General features: G+C 56.1%; 23 protein-coding genes and 1 pseudogene. 12 read left to right on the top strand and 12 right to left on the bottom strand.

Going from position 1 to position 19,801, the window contains the following annotated elements; all coding sequences use genetic code 11:
- Positions 1 to 125 precede the first annotated feature (125 nt).
- The 4 genes from JFU11_RS13055 to JFU11_RS13040 all read right to left on the bottom strand — a co-directional run bounded on the left by JFU11_RS13055 (position 126) and on the right by JFU11_RS13040 (position 3,470).
- Positions 126 to 812 (bottom strand): tetratricopeptide repeat protein, encoded by a 687-nt coding sequence (locus tag JFU11_RS13055; protein ID WP_201060819.1) that lies wholly within the window; start codon positions 810 to 812, stop codon positions 126 to 128.
- A gap of 14 nt (positions 813 to 826) precedes the next feature.
- Positions 827 to 1,516, bottom strand: a complete 690-nt coding sequence (locus JFU11_RS13050; RefSeq protein WP_201060818.1) for a hypothetical protein — start codon at positions 1,514 to 1,516, stop codon at positions 827 to 829.
- Positions 1,517 to 2,027: 511 nt separating this feature from the next.
- The gene (locus JFU11_RS13045) at positions 2,028 to 2,405 is read right to left on the bottom strand and encodes a c-type cytochrome (RefSeq protein WP_123722187.1); all 378 of its coding nucleotides are present in this window, start codon (positions 2,403 to 2,405) and stop codon (positions 2,028 to 2,030) included.
- A 171-nt stretch (positions 2,406 to 2,576) separates the two neighbouring features.
- Positions 2,577 to 3,470 (bottom strand): AraC family transcriptional regulator, encoded by an 894-nt coding sequence (locus JFU11_RS13040; protein ID WP_201060817.1) that lies wholly within the window; start codon positions 3,468 to 3,470, stop codon positions 2,577 to 2,579.
- Positions 3,471 to 3,608: 138 nt separating this feature from the next.
- On the opposite strand from JFU11_RS13040, the gene JFU11_RS13035 reads away from it, so the two are divergent.
- From JFU11_RS13035 to JFU11_RS13025, 3 genes are read left to right on the top strand one after another with little or no spacing between them, the layout of a single operon-like run.
- Positions 3,609 to 4,352: an SDR family oxidoreductase gene (locus JFU11_RS13035; protein ID WP_201060816.1), complete on the top strand. Its 744-nt coding sequence runs from the start codon at positions 3,609 to 3,611 to the stop codon at positions 4,350 to 4,352.
- Positions 4,353 to 4,380: 28 nt separating this feature from the next.
- Complete coding sequence (locus JFU11_RS13030) at positions 4,381 to 4,782, top strand: VOC family protein (RefSeq protein ID WP_123722189.1); 402 nt, start codon at positions 4,381 to 4,383, stop codon at positions 4,780 to 4,782.
- The gene (locus JFU11_RS13025; RefSeq protein WP_201060814.1) at positions 4,779 to 5,756 is read left to right on the top strand and encodes a saccharopine dehydrogenase NADP-binding domain-containing protein; all 978 of its coding nucleotides are present in this window, start codon (positions 4,779 to 4,781) and stop codon (positions 5,754 to 5,756) included. Before JFU11_RS13030 ends, JFU11_RS13025 begins: the two co-directional genes overlap by 4 nt.
- A 303-nt stretch (positions 5,757 to 6,059) precedes the next feature.
- Here the strand turns inward: JFU11_RS13025 and JFU11_RS13020 are convergent, their stop codons facing one another.
- The 4 genes from JFU11_RS13020 to JFU11_RS13005 form a co-directional block, all read right to left on the bottom strand.
- Positions 6,060 to 7,058: an NADP-dependent oxidoreductase gene (locus JFU11_RS13020; protein ID WP_201060813.1), complete on the bottom strand. Its 999-nt coding sequence runs from the start codon at positions 7,056 to 7,058 to the stop codon at positions 6,060 to 6,062.
- A 77-nt stretch (positions 7,059 to 7,135) separates the two neighbouring features.
- Positions 7,136 to 8,005, bottom strand: a complete 870-nt coding sequence (locus tag JFU11_RS13015; RefSeq protein WP_201121303.1) for an alpha/beta hydrolase — start codon at positions 8,003 to 8,005, stop codon at positions 7,136 to 7,138.
- Between the two features lie 46 nt (positions 8,006 to 8,051).
- Positions 8,052 to 8,840, bottom strand: a complete 789-nt coding sequence (locus JFU11_RS13010) for an SDR family oxidoreductase (protein WP_201060811.1) — start codon at positions 8,838 to 8,840, stop codon at positions 8,052 to 8,054.
- Between the two features lie 52 nt (positions 8,841 to 8,892).
- Positions 8,893 to 10,014, bottom strand: a complete 1,122-nt coding sequence (locus JFU11_RS13005; protein ID WP_123722194.1) for an alkene reductase — start codon at positions 10,012 to 10,014, stop codon at positions 8,893 to 8,895.
- A gap of 147 nt (positions 10,015 to 10,161) precedes the next feature.
- Between JFU11_RS13005 and JFU11_RS13000 the strand changes: the two genes are divergently transcribed.
- Together JFU11_RS13000 and JFU11_RS12995 are read left to right on the top strand one after the other, a co-directional pair.
- Positions 10,162 to 10,737, top strand: a complete 576-nt coding sequence (locus JFU11_RS13000; protein ID WP_123722195.1) for a TetR family transcriptional regulator — start codon at positions 10,162 to 10,164, stop codon at positions 10,735 to 10,737.
- Between the two features lie 30 nt (positions 10,738 to 10,767).
- Positions 10,768 to 11,544 (top strand): alpha/beta fold hydrolase, encoded by a 777-nt coding sequence (locus JFU11_RS12995; RefSeq protein WP_242483603.1) that lies wholly within the window; start codon positions 10,768 to 10,770, stop codon positions 11,542 to 11,544.
- 293 nt (positions 11,545 to 11,837) lie between these two features.
- Here the strand turns inward: JFU11_RS12995 and JFU11_RS12990 are convergent, their stop codons facing one another.
- Entirely contained in the window at positions 11,838 to 12,647 is an 810-nt protein-coding gene (locus JFU11_RS12990) for an NYN domain-containing protein (protein ID WP_095060553.1), read from the bottom strand.
- A gap of 264 nt (positions 12,648 to 12,911) precedes the next feature.
- Here JFU11_RS12990 and JFU11_RS12985 point away from each other — a divergent pair, with 264 nt between their 5' ends.
- The 4 genes and pseudogenes from JFU11_RS12985 to JFU11_RS12970 all read left to right on the top strand — a co-directional run bounded on the left by JFU11_RS12985 (position 12,912) and on the right by JFU11_RS12970 (position 15,153).
- Complete coding sequence (locus JFU11_RS12985; protein WP_201060809.1) at positions 12,912 to 13,466, top strand: YdeI/OmpD-associated family protein; 555 nt, start codon at positions 12,912 to 12,914, stop codon at positions 13,464 to 13,466.
- A 152-nt stretch (positions 13,467 to 13,618) separates the two neighbouring features.
- Positions 13,619 to 13,705, top strand: a pseudogene (locus tag JFU11_RS12980) (transposase domain-containing protein); the annotation flags it as partial.
- Positions 13,706 to 13,817: 112 nt separating this feature from the next.
- Positions 13,818 to 14,273: a hypothetical protein gene (locus JFU11_RS12975; RefSeq protein WP_123722199.1), complete on the top strand. Its 456-nt coding sequence runs from the start codon at positions 13,818 to 13,820 to the stop codon at positions 14,271 to 14,273.
- Positions 14,260 to 15,153 (top strand): tyrosinase family protein, encoded by an 894-nt coding sequence (locus JFU11_RS12970; RefSeq protein WP_123722200.1) that lies wholly within the window; start codon positions 14,260 to 14,262, stop codon positions 15,151 to 15,153. The genes JFU11_RS12975 and JFU11_RS12970 overlap by 14 nt, the downstream gene beginning before the upstream one ends.
- 6 nt (positions 15,154 to 15,159) lie before the next feature.
- Here the strand turns inward: JFU11_RS12970 and JFU11_RS12965 are convergent, their stop codons facing one another.
- A complete protein-coding gene (locus JFU11_RS12965) occupies positions 15,160 to 16,053 on the bottom strand; it encodes a LysR substrate-binding domain-containing protein (RefSeq protein ID WP_201060808.1) in 894 nt (297 codons plus the stop codon).
- Between the two features lie 108 nt (positions 16,054 to 16,161).
- On the opposite strand from JFU11_RS12965, the gene JFU11_RS12960 reads away from it, so the two are divergent.
- Entirely contained in the window at positions 16,162 to 16,536 is a 375-nt protein-coding gene (locus JFU11_RS12960) for a tautomerase family protein (RefSeq protein WP_123722202.1), read from the top strand.
- A gap of 70 nt (positions 16,537 to 16,606) precedes the next feature.
- On the opposite strand, the gene JFU11_RS12955 is transcribed toward JFU11_RS12960, so the two are convergent.
- Positions 16,607 to 16,840: a hypothetical protein gene (locus JFU11_RS12955; protein ID WP_123722203.1), complete on the bottom strand. Its 234-nt coding sequence runs from the start codon at positions 16,838 to 16,840 to the stop codon at positions 16,607 to 16,609.
- Between the two features lie 279 nt (positions 16,841 to 17,119).
- Entirely contained in the window at positions 17,120 to 18,082 is a 963-nt protein-coding gene (locus JFU11_RS12950; RefSeq protein ID WP_201060807.1) for an AraC family transcriptional regulator ligand-binding domain-containing protein, read from the bottom strand.
- 67 nt (positions 18,083 to 18,149) lie between these two features.
- Here JFU11_RS12950 and JFU11_RS12945 point away from each other — a divergent pair, with 67 nt between their 5' ends.
- A complete protein-coding gene (locus JFU11_RS12945) occupies positions 18,150 to 19,004 on the top strand; it encodes a sterol desaturase family protein (RefSeq protein ID WP_201060806.1) in 855 nt (284 codons plus the stop codon).
- The gene (locus JFU11_RS12940) at positions 19,001 to 19,594 is read left to right on the top strand and encodes an NAD(P)H-dependent oxidoreductase (RefSeq protein ID WP_123722206.1); all 594 of its coding nucleotides are present in this window, start codon (positions 19,001 to 19,003) and stop codon (positions 19,592 to 19,594) included. Before JFU11_RS12945 ends, JFU11_RS12940 begins: the two co-directional genes overlap by 4 nt.
- Positions 19,595 to 19,801: the final 207 nt, after the last annotated feature.

Genomic DNA, 19,801 nt, shown 5'->3' with positions numbered 1-19,801 from the left:
CCTTTCGTGACTGGCAGCTATTGGCCGATTTTTGCCCTTCGCGATAGGCATAAATCGGCCAGTAGCGGGACTCCGCCCCCCCCTGTCGCTGACCCACTGCGTTCGCCACTAAGCCGGCTCTCACATTACGGCATGGAAATCCTGTACTCGGCGAGCTTGGCCTTGTGCTCCTCCAGCACGTAATTTTTGTTGGCGATCTGCGAGAACTTCATGAAGTCGGCCTTGGCGTCGTCTTTGTCCCCCAAATGATCGTACGCGATCCCGCGCGCGTAAAAGGCCCAGGCATAGTCCGGCTGGCGCTCAAGGCCAGTGCTGAATGCTTCAGCGGCCTCTCGGTACTGACCCAGGTCTGTCAACGCGAGGCCCAGATGATAGTAGGTCGGCATGTGGAAGCCGGAACCCTTTCCGGCTTCTCCCAGCCCGTTGTCAAGGTTGTACTGCACGAGTTCAAGGGCTTTTTTCGGGTTGCCAGCGTCGCGATACATGGAGCTTAAGTCCAGGTTGGCGCGCGGATCAGGCTTGACCGCCACTTGCATGGATTTTTCCTTGGCCGTCACGGCTTCTGGAAAGTGCTTGAGGTTGCTGTAGGCGTCGGCCTGCACCGCGTAAATCAAACTTTGCAGCGCGGCCGACAGCGTATTTTTCTGCAGGCATAGATCACCTTCCTGCAGTACCAGAGGGTAATTTTCGGCTTTGGACGCCTTAAACTGATTTGTGCAGTGGACAAGGTTGGCTTTTTGCGGGTTCTGCATCCCGGCACAACCGGTGAGGATGACGGAGCAGGCGATCAGTACGGGCCAGCGAGCATTCATGAAAAGCATCCTTGTTAGTCGAGCAGATGAGCATTGAGGTCAGGGCGATAGACTTGCAAGAGCGGCGCGGTCACGGTGCCTTGTAGCGAGCAGAACACAGTGGTGTGTCCTGCGAGTGGCGGTGTGGTGTCGCCCGTGTCGACCATCAACACGCGGTCTACGAAACCAAATGGCGTGGCGACGCCGGGACCGGTCAGTCCTTCGGTGCGCCATTGGCCGATCGGGTCACCGACGCGGCGAATTTCAGCGCGGGTAATGGCTTTGCCCTGACTGACAAAGCGTGCGTTGTCAACGATAAGCGGCTTGAGTTTTGCGGCCACCTCTTGCGGCGAGCCATCGGCTACGAAACCCCAGAACAGAAAATTGCCGACGTTCTTGATGGTTTGGGCCTGGTTGTAATAGCCGACCATACGCACGCCGTTGACGATCAGAGGCGTTTCGAAGCGTTGGTAAGTGCCACCTTCCTGCAGCGGACTCGTGATGGTCGGTGCCTTGACCGAGCCATAATCACTCAGGTGCAAGGTACCTGCTGGCAGGGGGGCGTCGCGCAGGCTCTCGAAGAAATGCGCATCGCAACGAGAGAATTCAGTCAGCAATTGTTCGGGCGTGGTGACGGTCTGGGTCTGGGCCTGGGCCTGGGCCTGGGCAGTGCAGGCGGCGCCGACGGCGAGCAAAGCAACGCCGGAAAAAAGAGAGCGGAACATAGAAATCATCCGTGAGGTGGGAACGAAGGCTGTCGGCTTGTGAGTCGCAAACTTTAGCAAGACGGGCCTGCGCGAGAAGGCCAGAATGCTAGAGCATCCAGATAAACGCTGTCCGGGCGCGCGACGCGGTCGAGGATGTACACGCGTGCGCGATGTTGACTCGGCAGTGGCGGTTCAGTTGTATTTACTGCGGGACGTTGCGGTTTTTGTCGCATCCAGCGGTGCGGGGTTAGCCCTGACATGGGGCGTTTTGCGAGGACAGCGGGCATTCAAGCGCTGGCACTAAGTTTTAGCTATCGTCTAATCGCTATGGGCGGCTAGTTCATTGGGGGCGCTAAATCCCGCTAACGTTGTTGCTGTCTGCGGTTTTGCTCAAAGGGCATGCTAGAGCCGACTTCTGGCCATTTACTACCTTTCACCACGGGTAGCAATCGACCCATAGCAACCTCTTGCACCAGGTAGAAAACGGCCAAAAGGTGGACGGTGGACACGGTACCTCTCATCTCAAAAATCATCGATTTTTTGAAATCACACCACCCATGTATTGATTTAAATCGCGCAGATCTTGAATCCTCCATGAGTACGGCGATAGCTTTACACCATTCTCTCGCAAAGTTTTTGGAATCAAGTCTCCATTTGGACGAAGTATTATCGATGATACAATTACGCCCGGATAATCATTTAATCGTTTTTTGAAAGCGGATGTTGTTAGATCAGGTGTAGGAGGATTGCTTTTATTAGCCAATGGTCCTGTTGCTTTGAGATCTATTCCGTGGCACATGGCGCATCGCTGTAAATAGAGATTTTTTCCATTAACATTATCCGCGAAGGATAGTGATGTTTGAATTAGCGATAAAATTCCTAGCGAAGCGATGAACAATATTTTCATTCTTTTTTATCTTCCTTGATGGGATCAGCGTCGACTGGACGCGATTTGGTGCGCGGGAAAGATATCAGCCATCGTGTCGGCACACACAGTCAATTTTTGATGCCCATTGAATCAACTCGTTTTCCAGGCGCGTTAAGACTTGGTAATTCAATTGCTAAACAGTAAATCGGCCTACCTTTTCTCGCCTCGGGTTTCCCCAAGAATTCTTGCAGTATCTCGCGCTGGCGGTAAGCCAAACACGCGTGCGTAATCGCGACTAAATTGCGTAGCACTTTCATAACCGACTTCAAACGCCGCATGGGTGACACTTTTGGCGTTGGCGACCATCAGCGTCCGCGCCTGAAGCAGGCGAACCCTTTTCTGATATTGCAACGGGCTCAATGCAGTGACGGCTTTGAAGTGACGGTGGAAGGCTGAAACGCTCATCGCAGCGTGTTGCGCCAGTGTCTCCACCCGTATGGATTCAGCGAAGTCACGACGAATGTACTGGATGGCCAGACTGACCCGAGCCATGGCGCTATCGGGGGCCGCGATGTCACGCAGCATCCAGCCATGGGGGCCTTGCAGAACACGATACAGAATCTCACGCTCGTAGACAGGCGCCAGCGCCGCGATGTCTTCGGGCCGGTTCATCAAGCGCAATAAACGTAACCAGGCATCCATCAAATCAGGTGTGACCGGGGCTACCGAGAAGCCCGCATTCTTGTCGTATTGCCCGCCGGGTTTTGGAAGATCGGCTAACAAGGTTGCCAGTACTGTCGGATCGAGCGTCAGGCTGACAGCGAGGTAAGGCTCACCGTGGGTGCCGGGGTGTACTTGGCCTACTGCTGGCAATTCAATGGACATCACAAAATACGTCGCCGGATCGTAGCGCAGCGTACGGTCTGCGATGGTCATCGATTTACTGCCTTGCAGGATCAGGTTGATCATCGGCTCGTAAACCGCCGCCAGCAAATGCTCAGGAATTTCACCCTGCACCATGGCCACACGCGGGATGCCCGTCTCCGTGCGACGATTTTCGGCTTGCGCAGCTAAAGCCCGTAGTTCTTTCAGTGGGTTCGTCATAAGCGGCATCTGAACTCAGGCAGATGCACTCACGCAAGCAAAAAGCAGAAACAGGCAGGATTCGAGTAGGAACGGCTGCGTTCACGGCGAAGGCAATGGTTACTGTAATGACTCATTTCAGTGACATTGGAGCACCTTATGAGCGTTGTCGTTATTACAGGTGGCAGCCGGGGCATCGGCGCCAGTACCGCCGAGCACTGCGCCCGGCGTGGCATGGGCGTCATTCTGACCTACAAGAGCGATTCTCACTCGGCAGCATCTGTTGTCGAGCGCATCCTGGCATCGGGTGGCAAGGCGGTGGCGCTTGAACTCGACGTTGCCGACATAAGCCGTTTCGGCAGTTTTCGCGAAGCGGTTCAACGCACCTTACAGGCAACTTGGGGAGTGACCACCCTCGGCGGTTTGGTGAACAACGGCGGCCATGGTTTGTTCAACCCCTTGGATACGGTTACTGAGGCGCAGTTTGACGGCTTGTTGAACGTCCACCTCAAGGGGCCATTTTTTCTGACCCAGGCTTTGCTGCCGTTGATGGAAGAGGGCGCGAGTATCGTCAACTTGACCAGCGCCACAACACGCGTGGCCACGGCGGGTGTCGCACCTTATGCGGCCTTCAAGGGTGGACTCGATGTGCTTACTCGTTATATGGCCAAAGAGCTTGGTCCTCGGCGCATCCGTGCCAATTCAGTCTCGCCGGGCGCGATTCGTACAGATTTGGGTGGCGGTTTAAACGAGGAATTCGAGACATTACTCGCCTCGCAAACAGCCCTTGGCCGAGTGGGTGAAGCGCAGGACGTCGCTCGTGTTATCGCTATGTTGCTGTCTGAAGAAGGTAGTTGGATCAATGCCCAAACCATTGAGGTCTCGGGCGGATATTTCATTTGAATCACCCTTTGAAAGCGAGGCATCCGCAATGCTTGATCATATTTTTATCTCAGTCAGTGACGTTGAACGTTCCATTCATTTCTATACCGCAGCGCTGGCTCCGCTCGGCATCACCGGACGGCTCGATTACGACGGCAAGAACGGTCCACCAGGCCATCCGGATCTCAAGGGCTTTGGCGCCAATGGTCGGGTATTTTTCTGGTTGCGCGAAGGTGTGGTGGAAGGCCGCGCGGCGCATGTTGGCTTCGTGGCGCACAGCAAGGCTGAAGTTAATGCCGCCTACGCAGCCGCCATGGAGCATGGTGCAATCGACAACGGCGCTCCAGGCGCACGACTGCATTACGACCCCAACTATTACGCCGCCAATGTCCTTGACCCGGACGGCTACAGTCTCGAATTTGTTTACAAAAACTGGCAGCACGCGCAATGAATAAATTAATGATCTACGGCGCGACAGGCTATACAGGTCGCATGGCTGCCGAGCATGCCAAAGCATTGGGGCTGGACGTTGTTATCGCTGGGCGAACTGCCGAAAAGCTGGAGTCACTCGCTAAGCAACTTGATGTCTCGTATCGAGTGTTTAGCCTTGATGCCCTGGCGGCAGAAGCGTTGGAAGGGGTCGGCGTACTTCTGAATTTTGCCGGGCCTTTCGCTCAAACGGCGCAGCACTTGATGCTCGCTTGCATCAAGGCCGGGGTCGACTATCTGGATATCACGGCTGAGATCAATGTCTATCGGCTGGCCGAACGGTTGGGAGCCCAAGCTGCGGAGGCCGGGGTCATGTTGCTGCCTGGGGTTGGCTGGGACGTGGTGCCGACAGACTGTCTGGCGATGCATGTCGCTCGCCGCGTGCAGAATCCGCAAGCGTTGAGAGTTGCGCTTCAGGTCGCAGGCTCAATGTCACGGGGATCGGCTATGAGTGTCAGTGAGATCATTGGTGCGGGTCTTATGGCGCGAGAGAATGGACTGCTTGTAGCAACACCGGATGCGCAACCGCGACACTTCGATTTTGGCCAGGGCCCGGCATTGTGTGCCCCGCTATCATTCGGTGACCTGGTCACCGGTTGGCGTTCCACCGCCATCCCGAACATTGCCATGTTTGTGCATATTGCCGGCGAAGCCTTCCCGGAAGGGGATCTGTCACAGCTCCCGGACGGCCCAGGCATTCAAGAGCGTGATCGTCATCGTGCCCGTGCAGTGGCTGAAGTGGTGGGCGCTGACGGCACGGTTGTGCGATCAGTAATAGAGACCGTGAACGGCTATAGCTACACACCTTTGGCAGCGGTGGAGGCTGCTCGTCGGGTGCTGGGTGGTGATCGACGACCCGGCTTCGAAACCCCGGCACGGGTCTTCGGCTTAGAGTTCGCCGAGACCATTGCCGGTACGACAATTACCGATTTTTAGGGCCTTTAACGCTTCAGTTTCGCGCTCGTCAAAAGCAGATACCGGCAATTGTCGCTCCACTTGGACGAGCCGCGGTAAACCACCATTGCCAATGTCTGCAATGGGTTGTGGTTTCAACCATTTCTCGTTACTGCTCAAGCAACAAGCTACGCCAAATGATCATCGGCTTTTCTAGAGGTGCGACTTCCGGTTGCAACTGCTCCTGCGTGTGTCTGTTGTGCGGTGGCTGCTCCTCTGGTTCAGGCGCTGGAATTTGATACTTGGCGGCATGCTCGTTATCTACGGACATTTTTTATAGTGCGCTTATTTGATTGTTATGGTGACTTTGCCTTTTGATCTGCCCTGCTCGACGTACCGCAACGCCTCTGCAGTCGATTCAAAAGGGAAGGAACGATCGATGACCGGTTTGATGACGCCAGCTTCGATAAGCGAGGTGATTTTTTGCAGTTGTACCCCGTCGGCACGCATAAACAAAAATGCATAGCTCACCCCATGCTTGCGGGCTTTTCTACGAATACCGCTGCTCAGCAGGCGCATGACTTGCCGTAGCATCCAGGACAAGCCTTGCTCTTGGGCAAATTCTGCTGTCGGTGGTCCGGAGAGGGAAATGAGCTGTCCGCCGGGCTTGAGAACCTTGACCGATTTCTCCAGTACATCGGCGCCGAGGCTGTTCAACACCACGTCGAAATCGCGCAACTCGTTTGCAAAATCCTGCTGTTTGTAATCGATGACCACATCTGCCCCGAGCGCCTTCACCCATTCGACATTCGCCGTACTGGTGGTCGTCGCAACGAAGGCGCCGAGGTGTTTGGCGAGCTGGATGGCAAACGTGCCGACACCGCCGGATCCGGCATGAATCAACACCTTCTGGCCTTTTTTCACCTGGGCGGTCTCAACCAGCGCCTGCCAGGCCGTCAAGACGGCCAAGGGGACGGACGCCGCTTCGGCCATGTCAAGGTTCGAGGGTTTCAGCGCGAGCGCGTTTTCGTTCACGGCGATCAGTTCGGCAAACGTCCCGATCCGATCCTCGGGAGGGCGTGCATAGACTTCGTCTCCTGGCTTGAATCGCTTCACCGCCGAGCCCGTGCGAACGACCACACCCGCCAGGTCATTGCCCAATACCAATGGAAATGAATAGGGCAGGATCAGTTTGAATTCCCCGGTTCTGATCTTCGAGTCCAACGGGTTCACGCTCGTTGCATGCACCTGGATCAGAACGTCATGCACACCGACCGCAGGGTCGGGCACTTCGCCAATCATTCCGTTCTGCTTGCCGTAGCGGTCGATAAAAAATGCCTTCATGTTGCAGCTGCTCTTGTCGGTGGAATGAGAATGGGGCGCGGCCCCGGCAACGTTGATGCGATGAGACGTTCAGGCTGTCAGGCGTCGAGGAACGCCAAAGCCTTGGCCACGAAATCGGTATGGTGCTGGAAAATGCTGCCGTGCCCGGCGTCCTGGTAAATGATCAGTTGCGCGTTGGAGATTCGCTTTGCCAGCTCAAGCGAGTTGACCGTGGGCACCATGATGTCGTTGTCCCCGTTGGCTATCAGCGTCGGCATACGCAGGCGACCGAGTTCTTGCGGCGCCTGCTTGCCCCACGCAGTAATGGCTTTCAATTGCCGTAAAAACGCGCGGGGTGTCGGGCCTTTGTCCCGGTCTTGCCGGCGCTCTTTCAATCGTTGCAAATACTTGGACGCGGCGCGTTGTCCGTTGGCCGTGGTGGTAAAGAACAGGTAGAACTTGGGATCTCGTAGCGTCAGCAGACCCTTGATCATTAACGGCCAGGTCACCGAGCCGACGTTGTCGATGCCTGTGCCGCCGGCCGGTCCGGTTCCGGTGAGAATCAGCCTGCGCACGCGTTCGGGAGCTTTCAGGGCGATGTCTTGAGCGACGAAGCCGCCGAGTGAAAAGCCGAGCAGGTCAACCTTGTCCAAACCCAACGCACGAATAAAGCCGATGGCATCGTCAGCCATCTCACCGACGGTCAATGGCGCGGCGCCGCCCGAGCCACCGATACCGCGGTAATCGGTGGTGATGACACGCCGTTTTTTTGCCAGACCGTCAATGATCCTGGGGTCAAAGTTATCCAGCACTGCCCCCCAATGGTTGAACATGACCAGCGGGACCTGCGTTCTGGGTCCCAGATCACGATAGGCGAAAGGTATCCCGCCAACCAGAACCGACTGGTTCGCCGCGTTGATAAATGACGACTGCGAACCTGGATGATTGCTTCTAGCCAAAAGAGTCATGTTTATGCCGTCCGATTGCGGGCGAGGCCGACCTGCTCGACAGGGTTCAGACTTGAGTCAAATAGCGTTGCGCCACGGCGGACTGTTTGATCTGCGACAAAAGACCCTGACGTGCGGTTTGCAGGGCATCCCAGCGCTCGCCTTCTTGCAACGGAGGAATGGTCACCGGTTCGCGACGGTCGAAGCCAACCAGTGCGGCATCGACCAGATCACCCACTTCCATGATTTCGCTCAAGGTGTTGATGTCGATACCGGCGCGATCCCAAATCTCCGTGCGGGTGGCGGCGGGCAGTACGGCTTGCACATAAACACCCTGAGGCGAAAGTTCCAGACTCAGGCCTTGGGAAAGGAACAGCACAAACGCCTTGGTCGCCCCATAGACCGACATGCCGAACTCAGGCGCCAGACCCACCACCGAACCAATGTTGATGATCGCGCCTTCACCTGCTTTGGCCAGGCGTGGCGCGATGGCGCTGGCGAGTCGCACCAGCGCAGTGGTGTTGAGGGCCACCAGTTGCGCAACGCTGTCGGTGCTTTGCTCGATGAAGGTGCCTGACTGCGCGGCACCGGCATTGTTGACGAGGATGCCGATGCGCGCGTCATCCCGCAGGCGCGCTTCGACGGTGTGCAGGTCGCTGAGTTGAGTCAGGTCGGCCTGAAGTACTTCAATGGCGACGTTGTGTTCGCCACGCAACTTTGCGGCGAGTGTTTCCAGGCGCGAGTGGTCGCGGGCGACCAACACCAGATCATGCCCGCGTTGGGCGAAACGCTCGGCGTAAACCGCGCCGATGCCAGTGGAAGCGCCAGTGATGAGAACGGTAGGGCGAGTAGTCATGATGTCAGCTCTTTTTTCGGGAACATGAATGGGGATGGATGCACGATCAAAATCAGGCCCGATCAGCTTGTGCCTGGTTCGCGACAGCGCTGGATTCGGCAAGCGTCGGGTAGTCGATGTATCCCGCCGCACCGCCGCCGTAGAGTGTGGAAGGGTCAAAGGCGGACAGTGGCGCACCGGTCTTGAGCCGCTCCACCAGATCAGGGTTGCTGATAAAAGGACGGCCAAAGGCGATCAGGTCGGCCTTGTCATGCGCAAGGCGTTCCGTAGCCAGGCCCAGGTCATAGCCGTTGTTGGCGATGTAGGTGTTCTTGAAGCGCTGGCGCAAGGCGTCGAAATCAAAGGGCGCCACGTCGCGGGGTCCACCGGTCGCGCCTTCGACGACGTGCAGATAAACGATGTCCATAGCATTGAGTTGGTCGACGATGTAATCGAACTGAGCCTGTGGATCAGTGCTCGATACACCATTGGCCGGCGAGACAGGCGAAAGGCGAATGCCCGTGCGATCAGCACCAATCTCGGCGGCCACGGCAGCCGTCACTTCCAGCAGCAGACGCGCACGGTTTGCGATTGAGCCGCCGTAGGCATCAGTACGCAGGTTGGCGCCGTCCTTGATGAACTGATCCAGCAAATAGCCGTTTGCACCATGGATTTCCACGCCATCGAAGCCTGCCGCAATGGCGTTTGCCGCCGCTTGGCGGAAATCGTTGACGATGCCCGGCAGTTCGTCAGCTTCCAATGCTCGCGGCTCGGAAACGTCCTCGAAGCGGTTGTTGACGAACACTTTGGTCGCGGGACGAAGCGCGGAAGGGGCTACCGGCGCCGCGCCGTGCTGTTGCAGATCGACGTGGGAAACACGGCCCACATGCCACAGTTGCAGGAAAATTCTCCCGCCCTTGGCGTGCACGGCATCGGTCACCTTGCGCCATCCCTCTATCTGAGCCGGTGTGTAAATGCCTGGCGTGTCCTGATAGCCCTGTCCCTGCCGGGATATCTGTGAGGCTTCGGAAATCAGCAAACCCGCGCTGGCTCGCTGGCTGTAATAGGCAGCAGCAAACTCACTCGGTACAAAGCCTTTGCCTGCGCGATTGCGCGTCAGCGGGGCGAGAACCACACGGTTTGACAATTTCAGCGTGCCAAGCGTGTAAGGGGTAAACAGATTCTGGTCGCTCATGGGTGCTTGTTCCGTGCCCGTTGGTAAATTTCATATTGCTGGCATTTAGGATGATGATCGAAATCTAAACTGTCAACAATTTTGATTATGGGCAACATCTATGTATCATCAACCCATGAATTCCCAAGCGGTAACGAGGTATCGAACATGCGAGTGACCAAGGCCCAGGCCCAGGCAAATCGGGAACACATCGTCGAAACGGCCTCGGTCATGTTTCGCGAACGCGGTTTTGACGGCGTCGGCGTGGCCGACTTGATGGCCGCTGCCGGTTTCACCCATGGCGGTTTCTACAAACATTTCGGTTCGAAGGCCGACTTGATGGCTGAGGCCTCGGCCAACAGCCTTGCGCAATCGCTGATCAGCGCTGAAACACTGAGCATCAAGGATTTCATCGATGTGTATGTGTCCAGGGATCATCGCGACGGGCGCGCCACGGGTTGCACCATGGCGGCGTTGTGCGGCGACGCTGCGCGTCAGTCCGGCGATTTGAAGTCAGCATTCGCTGAGGGCATTGAGCGCATGCTGCAAACTCTCGGCGAAAAATACCCGACCGGGCCGGATGCGCCAGTGGGTGAGGCCAGGGAGAAAATGATCGACCTGCTGGCGCGCGCGGTCGGTGCGATCATGTTATCGCGCGCCTGTCCTGACGACTCGGCGCTGGCGGATGAAATTCTGGCGGTATGTCACGCGAAGATGACCGCATCATTATCTGTTCAATCGTAGGTTCATTTCGTTTTTGGCCGACACGAATGAATGTCTACGTTTAGCCGATTTCTGCCTGTTGCCGCCGTCTGCTTTGGGGCGCGAGCGGCCCTTCACTACCGGCGGCTCTCGTTCCGAAGTGGTCATCAAACCTTGCGGCATCCATTTTGCCCTCTGCTTACTCCTTCAATCCCAACTTCAAGGACCGAACCTGTGATTGCATCCCCCGCCAAACTCCTCTTCCTGCCCGGAGCCTCAGGTAACACCCGGTTTTGGTATCCGGTTGCTGAGCGCCTGGCCCACCCGGCGCAGCAGGTCCATATCGGCTGGCCCGGCTTTGGAGACACTCCGCCCTTGCCTAGCGTGACCGGCATGGATGATCTGGTGACTCGCGTGCTGGCCGAGATCGACCGGCCCACAGCGCTGGTGGCGCAGTCCATGGGCGGTATAGTCGCTGTGCTTGCAGCGCTTGAACGCCCTGAGCTGATCACGCACCTGACGCTGACCGTCACCTCTGGCGGGGTGGATATGTCTGCTCTGGACGCGCATGACTGGCACCCGGATTTTGCTGCCGCCAACCCGACACTGCCGAGGTGGTTTCTCGACGACCGCACCGACCTCACGCTCCGGTTGGTCGAGTTGCGCATGCCAGTCCTGCTCCTCTGGGGAGATTCTGATCTGATCAGCCCCGTTCGCGTCGGCCAGCGCCTTGCTCAACTGTTACCCCGCGCGGAACTACACGTTTTCCCTGGCGCCGATCACAGTCTGGGCTTTACTCACGCAGCCGAGGTGGCGAGGTTGATCGAGAGACATCTGGCCTGCTGGTGAGCGGAACACTTGTTGCCACCGCGTGGGACTGATTGTGGGGCCCCGTGCGTTTCAAGACATCTTGGATTGCGGACAGACAACCGGAAGGCCAAAAGCGGTCGATGACGAATGAGCCGATCACCCCTAGCCTATATGGTTGGTGCGGCCCATCGTGTTCATCCTTTGAGTGAATACTTGACCAGCGATCCACGCTCATCTGGGGGGCATTCTAGAGCAGGGCCTTTTGAATCGCCCCTGATTTCGTAGACACGCCACCGTCTGCTTTGTCGATTGCGGCCCTTGGTGACGGGGGGCTACGAGCTCGGCTGTCGGTGCCGGGCATAGAGTATTGAACCACCCACTCCCGACGTTCCTCTAGTTTGCAGTTCAAACGTATCCGGATACCCCTTGATCAACTCACTGAGCTTTTTATAACCATGGGTGCGAGGGTCGAACTCAGGTCTCAATTTGCTGATGTTGGTGCCCAGCGCACCCAAGTGAGCCCAGCCGTCCTCGTCGGCAATGTCATCCAGGATTTTTGCGATGAAACTTACTGGTGCCTTGGGTAGCTTTTTTACTTCGGGCGTACTGGCGACTTTGACGGCCTCGATTTCGGCGGGTGGCTCAGGTTCGGGTCGACCATGTCCATTGCTTGCAGCAACAAGCACTTCACCGCGCAGCAATTCGGTATAGATGAACTTGTCGCAGGCCGACACGAACGGTCTCGGGGTTTTTTCTTCACCAAATCCGTAGACCGTCAAACCTTCTTCTCGTAACCGCGAAGCGAGGCGGGTGAAGTCACTGTCGCTCGAAACCAGGCAGAAACCGTCGAAGCGTCGGGTGTACAGCAGATCCATTGCGTCGATGATCAAGGCACTGTCTGTTGCGTTCTTACCTTTGGTGTACGCGAACTGTTGGATAGGCTGTATCGAATGGTCGAGTAGCACCTTTTTCCATCCACCCAACTGAGGGCCAGTCCAGTCGCCATAGATCCGCTTGACGTTGGCGACACCGTACTTGGCGATTTCTTCGAATAAACCTTCGACAATTGCTGCGGGGGCATTGTCGGCGTCGATTAACACTGCCAAGTGTTTTTGCGTGGGGGTGGGTGCGTGGATGGCCATGGGTCGTCCTTGAGTTGAGGACTTCAACATACCGTTAAATCACGGATGAACAAAGGGATCACCGCTTCGCGCTAGAGAGCTTGCCAACGGCTACGGGTTTGCGGTGATGTGCAAAGCGGAACGATTAGCCAATGACTTTTAATCGACCGATAGCAGCCGCTGGACAGACTAGTGGCAAATAGTTAGCGTCGACCTTCTGCACTGAATCTTTACCGTAGCTGAGCTTGGCGTCATCCATGTCTCGTTTCTCCCTGAGGAGTTGCAATGACAACAATCGATGTGAAATCCCGATTCGAAGCAAAGCTTCTTCGTCCGGCAAAGCCTGGTAATGATACGTCGTGGGCGTTCGTAGTACTGCCAAGAGACGCGAGTGAACAGCTTCCGAGACGAGGAAGGACGACAGTTGAAGGTACAATCAATGGGCACCATTTCCAGGCAACCCTTGAGCCGGATGGTCAGCTGAGCCATTGGCTGCAGGTAAGTAGAGAGTTACACGAAGCCGCAGGCGCGGCCGTTGGGGATGTCGTTACACTAGAGCTAACCCCTGTGAAGAAGGAACCCGAGCCTGACATCCCACCAGATTTTCAGGACGCACTGGCAGCCGCTCCTGAGGCTCGTAAAGTTTGGAACAATACGACGACCATCGCACGAGTAGACTGGATACACTGGATTACTTCAGCCAAGCAACTTAAGACGCGCGCAAAACGAATTGGTGATGCCTGCGATATGCTTGCATCCGGCAAGAAGCAGGTTTGCTGTTTCGACCAGTCTGGCTACTACAGTAAGGCCTTCCGTGCGCCCGAGGCAGAAAATTTTTAAATGGAACATTCCGTTGAATACGCCTAACAAGGCGCTCAACACCGCTCGCTTCGCTCACTGGACTCGCAAAAGCTACGCTTTTGCTCACCTGTTAACTTAATCGTTAGGGTGCACTCAATGCTCACGAGATGGGAATGCGTCTGCAAAAGTGAATCATGAGCCTGATCCAATCAGCAAAGCTCAATGGGCATGATCCGTATGCTTACTTAAAGGACATCCTCACGCGCCTGCCGGGGGAATCCACAGCGAGTCCGCCCGGCGGATGGGTTCAGCGGCATGCCTGCCAGCGACCAACTACACTTCCTCCAGCCAATCTGGACAATCGTCCGAGGGCACACTCCAGGAGGAATCATGACACGGAAGAACGTCTCCAGCCCCGAACCAGCGGGCACAAACCCCAACGTGCTATTGAGCCCGCCTGACATAGGTGCTCTCGCAGAGATATCCATCACCGACCCTGACAAAACGCACCCTGCGTGGATCAAGGCGCAGTTCCCTGAGTACGTGGACCCGCATGCAGGACATGAAGCCAGGACGGTTCGCGAGATTAACCACAAAGGGCACGTTGTCCGGATCGTCACCACCTACCAGGTGGAGGTTGATGGGGCTCCGGTCCAGGCGCATCTGTTTGTGGACGATGCGGGCCAGGTCCATACGCACGCCACCCCATTCGTCACTTACGGATCGGCTCTCGACTTGATGACAGCCGTGATCGATGCCTATCCAGAATCCTTCGCCAAGGGCAATGGCGATGGGGGAGAGCAGCCCGGCCACCATGCCCACGGAGCACATCATGATCAGGTCTAATGCTGTCAATGATCTCCCGGCGCTTAAGAAATACGTTGAAGGGGTAAAGCGCCTCAAGGACCCCGCTCAGAATCCCTGGCCCGGGCAGGCCAACCTCTCGATTTATGACTCCTTCGTGGCCTGGCACCACCGGGCCATGATGATTTCAACGCCTGCTGGACAGATGGCCAGGAACGCTGCGCATGGCGGGCCATCATTCTTGCCGTGGCATCGCTACTTCCTCGTGCGGCTGGAAACCTTGATTCGCAAGGCGATAAACGACCCGCACTTTCGAGTCCCGTACTGGGATTGGAATACTGACGCGGAACTTCAGGACCCGAGAACTTCACTCATCTGGTCGGATGAGTACCTTGGACAGTTCGTGAATGGGAAGTGGCGGGTGCGATTGACGGGTAATGGCCGCACCATGGAACTCGACGGGGTAAACCGCCCCCTGGTGCGTTATCTGGGAAGAGGTGGGTCGCTGCCCAGCCGAGCCAATGTGCGCAAGGTCATCCATGAAAATCCGGTGTATGACAAAGCACCCTACAACGCGGCGCAATCCACCGGTGGTGCGCGCAATAGCATCGAGGGATGGGCGGGCGAAGAACGCATTCATAACAACGTTCATGTGTGGGTCGGTGGAGACATGGGGTTGTCGTCCTCGCCGAACGACCCAGTGTTCTTTCTACATCATTGCAACGTCGACCGGCTCTGGGCGGCATGGCAAGCGAAACATCCCGCCGCAGCATACGTACCGGCGGGAAATGCCCCGGATACGCTCAAGTTCCATCGGATTGATGACCCGATGTACAGCCCTTTCCCGGAAAAGGTGACGCCTCGAGATGTGCTGAATTACAGCCAGTATTACAAGTACGACACCTTGGGCGACTTGCTTTAGGCCGCATCAAACGGAGGCGCCTGCAGTGATACTGAACGCCTGCTCTTCCAGGCTGGTTTGTATCAACGCAGCCAGTTGTCGGGTGGCAGGCGCCAGGTGTTCTGCTCCACGATAAAGCACATAGCCGAGGGTCTGCAGTGTGGGCAGACCGGCAATGACGGCGAGATGTCCTGGCAGCCCAATGCGGGTTCGCAACGTGAGGCCCAAACCGGCAGCAACGGCCGCCCAGACTCCAGCAACGCTGGGGCTGGTCAGCGCGATTCGCCAAGGGATCCGCGCCTCATCCAGTGCCTGGGTTGCCGCGCTGCGCAACACGCAAGGGGCGTCGAACATGATCAATGGCAGGGGAGAATCTACAGAGCAGTTGAGCGATGGCGTGTCACGAGGCCCGATCCAGTGCATCTGCGTTTCACCCAGGCGCGTGGCATAAGGGGACTTGTGCCCTGTGTCCCAAGTCAGGGCCAGGTCCAGGCCACCGCTGTCGATCAACGCAAGCAGTTCGGTATTACGCGCAATCCTAACTTCGAGGCTCACCTTCGGGTACATCTTGACGTAGCGTCGCAGGATGTCGCTGAGAAAGTGTTCGCCAAAGTCTTCCTGCAGCCCCAGGCGTACCGTTGCGGCGGTCTGGCTTTCGTGCAGGGTCTGGAAAATGCTGTCGTTCATTTCAAGCAGTTGGCGGGCATGGCTGAGCAGGGACTCACCCACCGGCGTCAACACCAGCCCTCGACCGGATTTGGACAGCACTGGCGCGCCTATCTGTTCCTCAAGCTTCTTGAGTTGTGCGCTCACGGCAGACGTCGAGCGATTGAGCCGATCCGCCGCTTTGGCAAAGCTGTTGAATTCCACACCGGTCACGAAAGTACGCAGCACATCAAGATCGAAGGTCGGACGGCGCATCGAATCATCCACTCATTCAGGACTATGGTCGCCATTAAATCGGATATTCGGAATTGTCGCGACTTGATAGTTTTCTCCTGTCAGTGGGTTTTTCAGGAGTAGACCGTTATGCCATTTGCACGTATTTCATTGCACCGGGGAAAGTCTGCCGAGTATTTACAGGCCCTCTCACAGGGGCTGCACGACGCGTTGGTAGAAAGCTTCGAAGTGCCGATGGCCGACCGGTTCCAGGTCATTCACCAACATGAAGTGGGCGAACTGATATTTGATCCCGGCTACCTGGGCGGTCCGCGCAGCCATGACTTTGTGCTGATCGCAATTACTGCCGGTCGCCCTCGAGACATCGAGACGAAACAGCGTTTCTATCGCACCTTGGTCGAGAGACTGAGCCGAGCGCCAGGCATCGACTCTGAGGACGTCATGGTGGTGATTACCACTACCGCGGCAGATGAATGGTCGTTTGGTGGCGGGCGGGGCAACTAGTTTTCTATCAGGTGGGCAACAGCACGAGGGGCATCGGTCGCTCACCACCATCGGTGCCGAAGTTGTTCATTCAAACAGGTGCCCTGCGTAGATATCGCCGATACAAAACAACACCCATAACAACCGAAAGCAACCCAACCCCTACATTACCCAAAAGCCAAATTGCAAAGTTCCGGCTTTGGTCCGCATCACCCTCGTAGAACGGCCCAAAGTAGCTAGACGCTGCCACGAATATCAAATTAAACGCCCCGATGGCCAAGGCAACGATAAGGATGACGAACAATGTCCCTTTAACAATTTTCATATGACCTTCCAAAACCAAATAACCCCTGACGGCTAGCCGAGCAGAGGGTTCATATTGGCCGAAGACCTCTCAGAGGCCCATGGAAAAAATCGGAAGGTTCCTACCCCAATGAAGACTATGCCGATCGGATAGTCGATACGCTAATGATCGAATGGTTACAAAAGATCGCAGCCTGCGGCAGCTCCTACGGAGATGGCGTACCTCAGGGGAGCATCCGGTCGGCGTAGGAGCTGGCGAAGCCTGCGATCTTTTGATTTTCAGCGGTGTCGCAGATGCCAATTATTTAGCGTCCCGCCATCGACTTCGGGCATGGAGATAGGCAGTCAAATCGCTGTACCCCAATTGAGCTGCAATCTCCGTCAACGACTCGCCTTGCAACTCAAGATGCAGTTCCAGTTCTGCACGAACCTGATCGAGTAATTGCCTGAAGGTTGTGCCTTGCTCTTCCAGGCGTCTGCGTAATGTTCTGGGCGTCTGGTGCAGCGCCTTTGCCAGATCGTCCAGATTCGGAGTTTCACCTCTCGCCAGAGATCGTCGCGCACCTTCGGCAACCTTGGCTGACCAACCGCTGAAGTTGCGATGCGCGGCAATCCGTCGATCCAGTTCCTGAGTCAATAACTCCAACATCCCGTGATGACGGGTTTGCATTGGCAGGCTCAAGCTTTGCGCATGGAAATAGAAGCGGTTAACCGGGCAGTCAAACTCGATGCGGTCTCCAAACCACTGGGTGTATTGCTTGTAATACGACGGACGCGAATGCATGAATTTTGCCAGAATCGGCTGCACATCCTGCCCCGTTCCACGTCGCAATTGCGCGATGGACATCACGCCGTAATGCTCGATGACATACCGCGCCAACTCTCCTGGCGCATCGACGCACAACTCGATTCCGACGCCGTTTTCGTCATTCACCAACCTCACATTGTCGGTGTCCGATGCAAGCGGTGCGTAGCGGGCCCAAAGGTGCATGGACGACAAAACGTCGGGGCTATACAGGCAAAGATAAGCCAGGACGTGCCAGTCCTGAGGCGTGAACAGGGCGAACAGTTTTAACCCGATCGCCGGATCAATGCGCGCCGCCTCGCGCCAAAGCTGATCCAGTTCGATCAGGCTGTAATCCGTGCTTTTTCGGGAAACCTGGCTGTCAAGAAAGCGCTCCAGCACTTGGCCCAGCCTGCCTCGATGAAAGCGCTGGGGCGGGCGATTGGCCGGTTCTAGCTCAATTCTGTCCATTTCGCGCATTGGGAGGGCGGACTCCTGGGTTTCTAATGACATGGCATTGCCCGCAAGGGCCTAAATCGAGAGTGCCATGAATATAACAATGCTCGCCAATAACCCTGCTGTAATCGTGGCCGGGATTTTCCTTGCCTTCATTTTGCTAGAGCTTGCCTGCTCCTCGTTTCGTCAGTCGTCAGGCGGTAAGCGTGACGTACTCATTGAAGTCGTCGGCTCCGGCATACTGGTGGCGGTCACATTTCCTTTAGTCATGTGGCTAAGTGGCAAGATACTAAGTCAGGCTGTACCGGAGATGAAAGGCGCGTTGGCTGGAATCCCGTGGATTGCAGGATTTGTATTGTTTTTACTGCTGGATGACATGACCCAATATTGGTGGCATCGCCTGACTCACCGGGTTCCCGCGCTTTATGCATTGCATCGTGCGCATCATTCCGCGCCTTACATGAGTGTTCGAATTGTTTATCGAAATAACAGCTTTTACTACCTTCTAATGCCCGGCATTTGGCTGTCTGGCATGCTGATATATCTTGGTCTTGCACCCATTTATTACGTTTATTTGATTCTGAAAATGACCGTGATCTTCGCTGCACACAGCAGCATTGCGTGGGACGACAAACTTTATCGCATCCCCACGTTACGCCCACTTGTTTGGGTTTTGGAGCGAACCTTCTCTACACCAGCCACTCACTCTGCGCATCACGGTTTGACTGCCGAGGACGGCGTTACCCATTACAAAGGCAATTTCGGCAACCTGTTATTTCTTTGGGACGTACTGTTCGGAACCGCAAAAATCACCCGTCGGCGTCCGCCAGCCTACGGAATCGAACACTTGCCACCGATAAGCTGGAAAGAAGAATTGTTCTGGCCCATCGTGCGTTCCCGCCGTTCCGCACCCAAGGTAAACGCTAACCAGAAGGTGGCGCGATGAGTCGTCATATCGTTCTGCTGTCTGGATCGAACAGATCAAACAGTCAGTCAATCAAGGTCGCCAGGTATCTGCGCGACCGATTAGAGAAACTTGAGCTGTGTGACTCAAGCGAACTGATAGACCTTGCTTCCAGTCGGCTACCGCTTTGGCCAGAAGAAGACACCGACAGAGTCTGGAGTGCCCAGCAATCCATCCTCAAAAAAGCGACGGCACTGATCGTGATCAGCCCTGAGTGGAATGGCATGGCTTGCCCAGCCCTGAAAAACTTCTTTTTGTACGCAGGGCTCGGTGAACTTGGACATAAGCCTGCGCTGTTGGTGGGCGTTTCGGCAGGACTCGGGGGTGCCTACCCAATTGCTGAGTTACGCGCATCGAGCTACAAAAATAGCCGGATCCTGTATTTGCCTGAACAACTCATCATCAGAAACGTAGAGTCGATGTTAAACAGCGAAGAGCCTTCAGATGAAAGTGATAGTCGCATTCGGACACGTGCCGACTGGGCTCTGCAAATACTTTGTCAATACGATGCAGCTTTACGCACCATACGACCTGCAATCGAACACCCGCCAGAGTTCTCTACCGGGATGTAAAGCCACAGGAAATTCGGGGGTTGTTCGGGCTCGGCGTCGGTCTGATCCGTATTTTTCCAGGCTATCTGCATCTGTAATGGGATCAGCCTCCGGCTCACAATGACAGCACGGTCAGCAGTCGCGGTAGCCGCTGCACCGCAAACTCATAACGTAGGAGGCCCCATGGGCAAGATGGCATTTTTCCTGGGCGGATTTCTGGTGTTGACC

This window comes from Pseudomonas sp. TH37, from assembly GCF_016650735.1.
GTDB classification, from domain to species: Bacteria; Pseudomonadota; Gammaproteobacteria; order Pseudomonadales; family Pseudomonadaceae; genus Aquipseudomonas; species Aquipseudomonas farris.
The sequence above is the reverse complement of the archived record's forward strand: the minus strand, read 5'-3'. Positions and strand labels throughout refer to the sequence as shown.

Excerpts from the sequence above, each read along its gene's own strand:
- JFU11_RS13010 (WP_201060811.1), bottom strand. The coding sequence starts at position 8,840 with ATGACTACTCGCCCTACCGTTCTCATCACTGGCGCTTCCACTGGCATC.
- JFU11_RS12965 (WP_201060808.1), bottom strand. The coding sequence starts at position 16,053 with ATGCGCCGTCCGACCTTCGATCTTGATGTGCTGCGTACTTTCGTGACC.
- JFU11_RS13035 (WP_201060816.1), top strand. The coding sequence starts at position 3,609 with ATGAGCGTTGTCGTTATTACAGGTGGCAGCCGGGGCATCGGCGCCAGT.
- JFU11_RS13020 (WP_201060813.1), bottom strand. The coding sequence starts at position 7,058 with ATGAAGGCATTTTTTATCGACCGCTACGGCAAGCAGAACGGAATGATT.
- JFU11_RS12985 (WP_201060809.1), top strand. The coding sequence starts at position 12,912 with ATGACAACAATCGATGTGAAATCCCGATTCGAAGCAAAGCTTCTTCGT.
- JFU11_RS12945 (WP_201060806.1), top strand. The coding sequence starts at position 18,150 with ATGAATATAACAATGCTCGCCAATAACCCTGCTGTAATCGTGGCCGGG.
- JFU11_RS13015 (WP_201121303.1), bottom strand. The coding sequence starts at position 8,005 with ATGACTCTTTTGGCTAGAAGCAATCATCCAGGTTCGCAGTCGTCATTT.
- JFU11_RS13045 (WP_123722187.1), bottom strand. The coding sequence starts at position 2,405 with ATGAAAATATTGTTCATCGCTTCGCTAGGAATTTTATCGCTAATTCAA.
- JFU11_RS13040 (WP_201060817.1), bottom strand. The coding sequence starts at position 3,470 with ATGACGAACCCACTGAAAGAACTACGGGCTTTAGCTGCGCAAGCCGAA.
- JFU11_RS12960 (WP_123722202.1), top strand. The coding sequence starts at position 16,162 with ATGCCATTTGCACGTATTTCATTGCACCGGGGAAAGTCTGCCGAGTAT.
- JFU11_RS12975 (WP_123722199.1), top strand. The coding sequence starts at position 13,818 with ATGACACGGAAGAACGTCTCCAGCCCCGAACCAGCGGGCACAAACCCC.
- JFU11_RS13050 (WP_201060818.1), bottom strand. The coding sequence starts at position 1,516 with ATGTTCCGCTCTCTTTTTTCCGGCGTTGCTTTGCTCGCCGTCGGCGCC.
- JFU11_RS13000 (WP_123722195.1), top strand. The coding sequence starts at position 10,162 with ATGCGAGTGACCAAGGCCCAGGCCCAGGCAAATCGGGAACACATCGTC.
- JFU11_RS13025 (WP_201060814.1), top strand. The coding sequence starts at position 4,779 with ATGAATAAATTAATGATCTACGGCGCGACAGGCTATACAGGTCGCATG.
- JFU11_RS12940 (WP_123722206.1), top strand. The coding sequence starts at position 19,001 with ATGAGTCGTCATATCGTTCTGCTGTCTGGATCGAACAGATCAAACAGT.
- JFU11_RS12955 (WP_123722203.1), bottom strand. The coding sequence starts at position 16,840 with ATGAAAATTGTTAAAGGGACATTGTTCGTCATCCTTATCGTTGCCTTG.
- JFU11_RS13030 (WP_123722189.1), top strand. The coding sequence starts at position 4,381 with ATGCTTGATCATATTTTTATCTCAGTCAGTGACGTTGAACGTTCCATT.
- JFU11_RS13005 (WP_123722194.1), bottom strand. The coding sequence starts at position 10,014 with ATGAGCGACCAGAATCTGTTTACCCCTTACACGCTTGGCACGCTGAAA.
- JFU11_RS13055 (WP_201060819.1), bottom strand. The coding sequence starts at position 812 with ATGAATGCTCGCTGGCCCGTACTGATCGCCTGCTCCGTCATCCTCACC.
- JFU11_RS12995 (WP_242483603.1), top strand. The coding sequence starts at position 10,768 with ATGTCTACGTTTAGCCGATTTCTGCCTGTTGCCGCCGTCTGCTTTGGG.
- JFU11_RS12970 (WP_123722200.1), top strand. The coding sequence starts at position 14,260 with ATGATCAGGTCTAATGCTGTCAATGATCTCCCGGCGCTTAAGAAATAC.
- JFU11_RS12990 (WP_095060553.1), bottom strand. The coding sequence starts at position 12,647 with ATGGCCATCCACGCACCCACCCCCACGCAAAAACACTTGGCAGTGTTA.
- JFU11_RS12950 (WP_201060807.1), bottom strand. The coding sequence starts at position 18,082 with ATGCGCGAAATGGACAGAATTGAGCTAGAACCGGCCAATCGCCCGCCC.